Annotated in this window: 3 protein-coding genes; 1 reads left to right on the top strand and 2 read right to left on the bottom strand. The window is 74.3% G+C overall.

Going from position 1 to position 5,412, the window contains the following annotated elements; translation table 11 throughout:
- The coding region (locus ACWCSD_RS46945; protein ID WP_449925360.1) for an FAD-binding and (Fe-S)-binding domain-containing protein at positions 1-2,309 on the top strand (2,309 nt) is incomplete at its 5' end.
- 81 nt (positions 2,310-2,390) lie between these two features.
- Here ACWCSD_RS46945 and recD2 read toward each other — a convergent pair.
- Both recD2 and ACWCSD_RS46935 read right to left on the bottom strand, forming a co-directional pair.
- Positions 2,391-4,523 (bottom strand): SF1B family DNA helicase RecD2, encoded by a 2,133-nt coding sequence (recD2, locus tag ACWCSD_RS46940; protein WP_397156143.1) that lies wholly within the window; start codon positions 4,521-4,523, stop codon positions 2,391-2,393.
- Between the two features lie 34 nt (positions 4,524-4,557).
- Positions 4,558-5,412: erythromycin esterase family protein (locus ACWCSD_RS46935; protein ID WP_449925355.1), on the bottom strand; the 855-nt coding region annotated here is incomplete at its 5' end.

Here is a 5,412-nt window from a genome sequence, read left to right as displayed (position 1 = left end):
GGCTGGCCGAGATCTACCGCCAGGTGCGCGACCTGCGCGACGAGACCATGGAACTGGTCCGCACCCGCTACCCCAGGCTGGAACGCCGCATCTCCGGCTACAACCTCGACCAGCTCCTGCCCGAGAACGGCTTCGACCTGGCCCGCGCCCTGACCGGCAGCGAGGGCACGCTGGTGACCGTGCTCCGCGCCGAGCTGCGCGTCGTGCCGTCCCCGCCCGCCAGGGCGCTGGCCGTGCTCGGCTTCGAGGACGTCTTCACCGCCGCCGACGCCGTCCCGGCCGTGGCCCGGCACGCGCCGATCGCGCTGGAGGCCATGGACGAGACCATGTACCGGCTGGCCAAGCGGGAGCACCCCGGCGACCCGGCGCTCCAGGACCTGCCCGAGGGCGGCGGCTGGCTGCTGGTGCAGTTCGGCGGGGACACGCCCGAGCAGGCGCGCGAGCGGGCCGAGACGATGATGCGCGACGTGGGGGAGCGGCCCGAGGCGCCCACGCCCACGCACGCCTTCCTCGGCGACCCGGCCAGGGAGGACCGGCTGTGGCGGTGGCGGGAGTCGGGGCTCGGCGTGGAGGCCTACCCGCCGACCGGCCGCCAGACGTACGAGGGCTGGTCGGACGCGGCCGTGCCGCCCGAGCGGCTGGGCGCCTACCTGCGCGACTACGAGCGGCTGCTGCGCGCGCACGACTACCAGGACTCCGCCCTGTACGGCCACTTCGGCCAGGGCTGCGTGCACGGCCGGCTGCCGCTCGACCTGCACACCGACGATGGCGTCGCCCGCTACCGCGCCTTCGCCCGGGAGGCCGCCGAGCTGGTCGCCTCCTACGGCGGCTCGCTGTCCGGCGAGCACGGCGACGGCCAGGCGCTGGCCGAGCTGCTGCCGGTCATGTTCGGCCAGGAGGTCGTGGAGGTGTTCGGCCGCTTCAAGGCCATCTTCGACCCGCGCGACCGGATGAACCCGGGCAAGGTCGTCCATCCCCGCCACCTCGACCAGAACCTGGCCCAGCACCGCTTCTACCCGCACGAGCCGCGCCAGACGTTCTTCCAGTACCCCAACGACCACGGACGTTTCGGGCACGCCGCCACCCGCTGCGTCGGCACCGGGACCTGCCGCAAGCACACCTTCGAGGGCGGCGTCATGTGCCCCAGCTACCGGGTGACCCGCGAGGAGGAGCACTCCACGCGCGGACGGGCCCGGCTGCTGGAGGAGATGGTGCGCGGCGACGTCATCACCGACGGCTGGCGTTCGGCCGCCGTGCGCGACGCGCTCGACCTGTGCCTGTCGTGCAAGGGCTGCCGCTCCGAATGCCCGGTCAACGTGGACATGGCCACCTACAAGGCCGAGTTCCTCGCCCACCACTACCGGCGCCGCGTCCGGCCGCGCGCCCACTACTCGATGGGCTGGCTGCCGGTGTGGGCCGCGCTCGCCTCGGCCGCGCCCGGCCTGGTCAACGCGGTCAACTCGGCGCCCGGACTGTCGCGGCTGGTCAAGGCCGTCGCGGGGATCACGCCGGAGCGCGAGCTGCCGAGGTTCGCCCGGCAGCGGTTCACCGACTGGTTCAGGCGGCGTCCCCGGAGCGGGCCGGGCCCGCGGGGGCGGGTGGTGTTGTGGGCCGACACGTTCACCGACCACTTCGACCCGCGCATCGGGCGGGCCGCCGTGGACGTGCTGGAGGCGGCCGGGTTCGAGGTGGTGGTGCCGCCGGTGACGCTGTGCTGCGGGCTGACCTGGATCAGCACCGGGCAGCTCGGGGTGGCCCGGCGGGTGCTGGCGCGGACGGTGGGGGCGCTCGCCCCCTGGGCCGAGGCCGGGGTGCCGGTGGTCGGCCTGGAGCCGAGCTGCGCCGCCGTGTTCCGCTCCGACGGGCCCGAACTGCTCAACACGCCCGAGACGCGGCTGCTGGCGGAGCGGTTCCTGACGCTGGCCGAGCTGCTGGAGACGCGCGCCGCCGACTGGCGGCCGGCCACGACCGGCGGGCAGGCGATCGCGCAGGTGCACTGCCACCAGAGCGCGATCATGGGCTACGACGCCGACCGGGCCGTGCTCGACCGCTTCGGCATCCGGACCAGCGTGCTCGACTCCGGCTGCTGCGGGCAGGCCGGCAACTTCGGGTTCGAGCGGGGGCACCACGAGGTGTCGCAGGCGTGCGCCGAGCAGGGGCTCTGGCCAGCCGTACGGTCGGCGGGGCCGGGGGAGGAGCTGCTCGCCGACGGCTTCTCCTGCCGCACCCAGATCGCCGCCGCGGGCACCGGACGCCAGGGCCGCCACCTGGCCGAACTCCTCGCCACGACCCTCGTCCGCCAGGACTGACCCGGCCCGTCCCCCTCACGGCCCCGGCCGGGCACGGCCCGATCACGGCCCGATCGATCACGGCCCCGGCCGGGGCCGGGGTCAGGCCGACAGGCTCTGGGACAGGCGGCGGGGCAGGCCGGTGTTGCGGGGGCGGCCCACCCGGTGGACGGCCAGCTCCAGCGCCTCGCGCTGCCCCACCAGCACGACCCACGCCTTGGCCCGGGTCACCAGCGTGTACAGCAGCTTGCGCCGCAACATGATCCCGCCCGCCTCGGCCACGATCGGCGCCACCACGAACGGGTACTCGCTGCCCTGCGAGCGGTGCACGCTGATCGCGTAGGCGTGGGTGAGGTCGTCGAGCTCGCCGAACCCGTACTGGACGGTCTCGCCGTCGTCGGTGCGGACCTCGACCACGCGGTCCTGCGGCAGCACGGCGGTGACCGTGGCGGTCTCCCCGTTGAAGACGCCCTTGTCGTAGTTGTTGCGGATGGGCATGACCCGGTCGCCCACCCGGAACACCGACGCCCCCGACCAGTGCTCGGGCTTGTCGTCGGCCGCCGGGTTGAGGCGGTCCTGGAGCAGCCGGCCCAGCGTGACCGCGCCCGTCTCGCCCTTGCGCATCGGGCACAGCACCTGCACCTGCTCGGGCGGCACGCCCTGCTTGCGGGGGATCGCCTCCATGGCCAGATGGGCCACCCGCTCGGCCACCCGCGCCGGATCGTCGAGCTCCTCGAACCAGAACCCGCCGCGCCCCGGCGTCGCCGGCATGCGGCCGGCCCGGATGAGGTGGGCGGCCTCGACGATGCCGCTGCCGCTCGCCTGGCGGAAGACGTGGGTGAGCCGCACCCGCGGGATCGCCTCCACGCGCAGCAGGTCGGCCAGCACGTCGCCGGCGCCGATGCTGGGAAGCTGGTCGCTGTCGCCGATGAGCAGCAGATGGCTGCCCGGCTGGACGGCCGCCGTGAGCCGGGTGGCGAGGTGGAGGTCGAGCATCGACGCCTCGTCGACCACGATCAGGTCGGCCTGCGCGGGCGCCTCCTCGAACAGCGTGGACGGGTCGGGGTCGGGCTGGTGGGCGAGCATGCGGTGGATGGTCATGGCGGGCATGCCGGTCAGCTCCGACAGGCGTTTGGCCGCCTTGCCGGTGGGGGCCGTGAGCGTGACCGTGCCGCCCGACGCCTTGACCGTGGCGGCCACGGCCCTGACCGTGTGGCTCTTGCCGCAGCCGGGCCCACCGGTGATGATCGAGACGGTGCAGGTCAGCGCCATGTTGACGGCCGCGCGCTGGTCGTCGTGGAGGGTCTCGTCCTCGCGGAAGGAACGCAGCGGCAGTGTGGAGCGGGCCCGCAGGAGCCGGGTGAGCTGCTCGGTGAGCTGCCGCTCGCGGGCGTGCACGTGTTTGGCGTAGGCCACCGCCCGCCCCGGCTGCTCGTCGTCGGCCTCGACCACCACCCGCCGTTCGGCCACCAGCGCGTCGATCATCGGCCCGACCGCCTCGGGGTCGAGCTCGATCAGCTCGGCCGCCCGCGCCACCAGGTGGGGCACCGGCACGAAGCAGTGGCCGTCGCGCACCGCCGCCGACTCCAGCCGGTCGAGCAGCGCGGCCTTGATCCGCTGCGGGCTGCGCTCGGGCACCCCTCGCTGCAGCGCGATGCGGTCGGCGACGCGGAAGGCGATGCCCCTGACCCGGCCGATCAGCCGGTAGGGGTCGGTGGCCAGGACCTCCTCGGCCTCGCCGCCGAACACCTGGTGGATCTTGGCCGCGAGCAGCGGGCTGACGCCCAGCCCCTGCAACGTCACCATCAGCGCGGCGATGGCCTTCTGCTCCTGCCACGCCTGGACGATCTGCGCCTGCCGCAGCGGCCCGATGTTGACGACCTCGGTCAGCCGCCCCGGCTCGGCGTCGATGACCTTGAGCGTCTCCTCGCCGAAGTGGTCGACGATCGCGTACGCCAGCCGCGGCCCGATGCCGCGGATCAGCCCCGACCCCAGGTAGACGCGGATCGCCCGGACCGTGGCGGGCACCACCCGCTCGCACCCGGCCACCGCGAACCGCCTGCCGTGGCGCGCGTGGTGGCTCCAGTCGCCGGTCAGCCGGAGCGTCTCGCCCGGCTGCGCGCCCGACAGCGCCCGGCCGGTGGCCACGAAGTCGGGCACGCCCTCGGCGCTCATGCGCGCGACGGTGTATTCGTCGTCCCTGACGTAGACGAGCTGCTCGACCGAGGCCTCCACAGCAGCGATCAAACCATCTGCCACCGACAGTCCGTCACATGGCGCTCGGATAGGTCTCCGGCTCGACGTCGTCCCACGGCTCGGCGTGCAGCGGGTGCAGGGCCTCGGTGACGTCCAGCCAGATGAAGGCGTCGTAGCGGTCGCCGAGCGCGGTGGGCACGTAGTTGCCCCACTTCTCGCGCTCGGGCCGGTAGACGACGCCGATCGCGCGGTGGTCCAGCGGCTGGTCGAACCAGCGCGGACGGGGCCGCCGGGGCGTCACGAACAGGGCGCGCTCGCCGCCGAGCGCGTCGTGCAGCAGCGCCTCCAGCGATCCGGGCCGGGCCGGCGGGACGGGCATGACGTGCGCCCGCGTGCCCCAGCTCGCCCCGGCCACGACCGTCCCCCGGTAGCCGCCGAAGCCGACCAGGACGACGTCCTCGCCGTGCCGCTCGCGGGCCAGCTGGCCGAGGTTGGTCATGCCGGCGGCGGCCATGTCGGTGGCGCGGGCGTCGCCGACGTGCGTGTTGTGCGCCCACACCACGCCCTTGGCCCCGTAGAAGGCGGTCAGCCGGTCCAGGGTGTCGGCCATGTGCACGTCCCTGACGTTCCACGAATCGGGGCCGCCGCCGACCATGGTCCGGTAGTAGTTCTCGGCCCCGGCCACGACCTCGGCGTTCTGCCGGGCCTCGAAGCCGTCCTCGTCGGCGGGCGCGGCCGCCACGACCGCCCTGAGCAGCTCCACGACCTCGGTCTCGCAGGAGTCGGGGACCAGGCGGGTCTCCAGGCCGTACCGCTGCGGGTCGTGGCCGTAGGACTCGAAGCAGTACAGGGCCTCCATCACCGTGCCGAGCTGGTCGGGCAGGTGGTCGGCGGCGTAGCGGCGCACGGCGCGCAGGGACTCCCAGAG

This window comes from Nonomuraea sp. NPDC001684 (assembly GCF_053596515.1).
The sequence above is the reverse complement of the archived record's forward strand: the minus strand, read 5'-3'. Positions and strand labels throughout refer to the sequence as shown.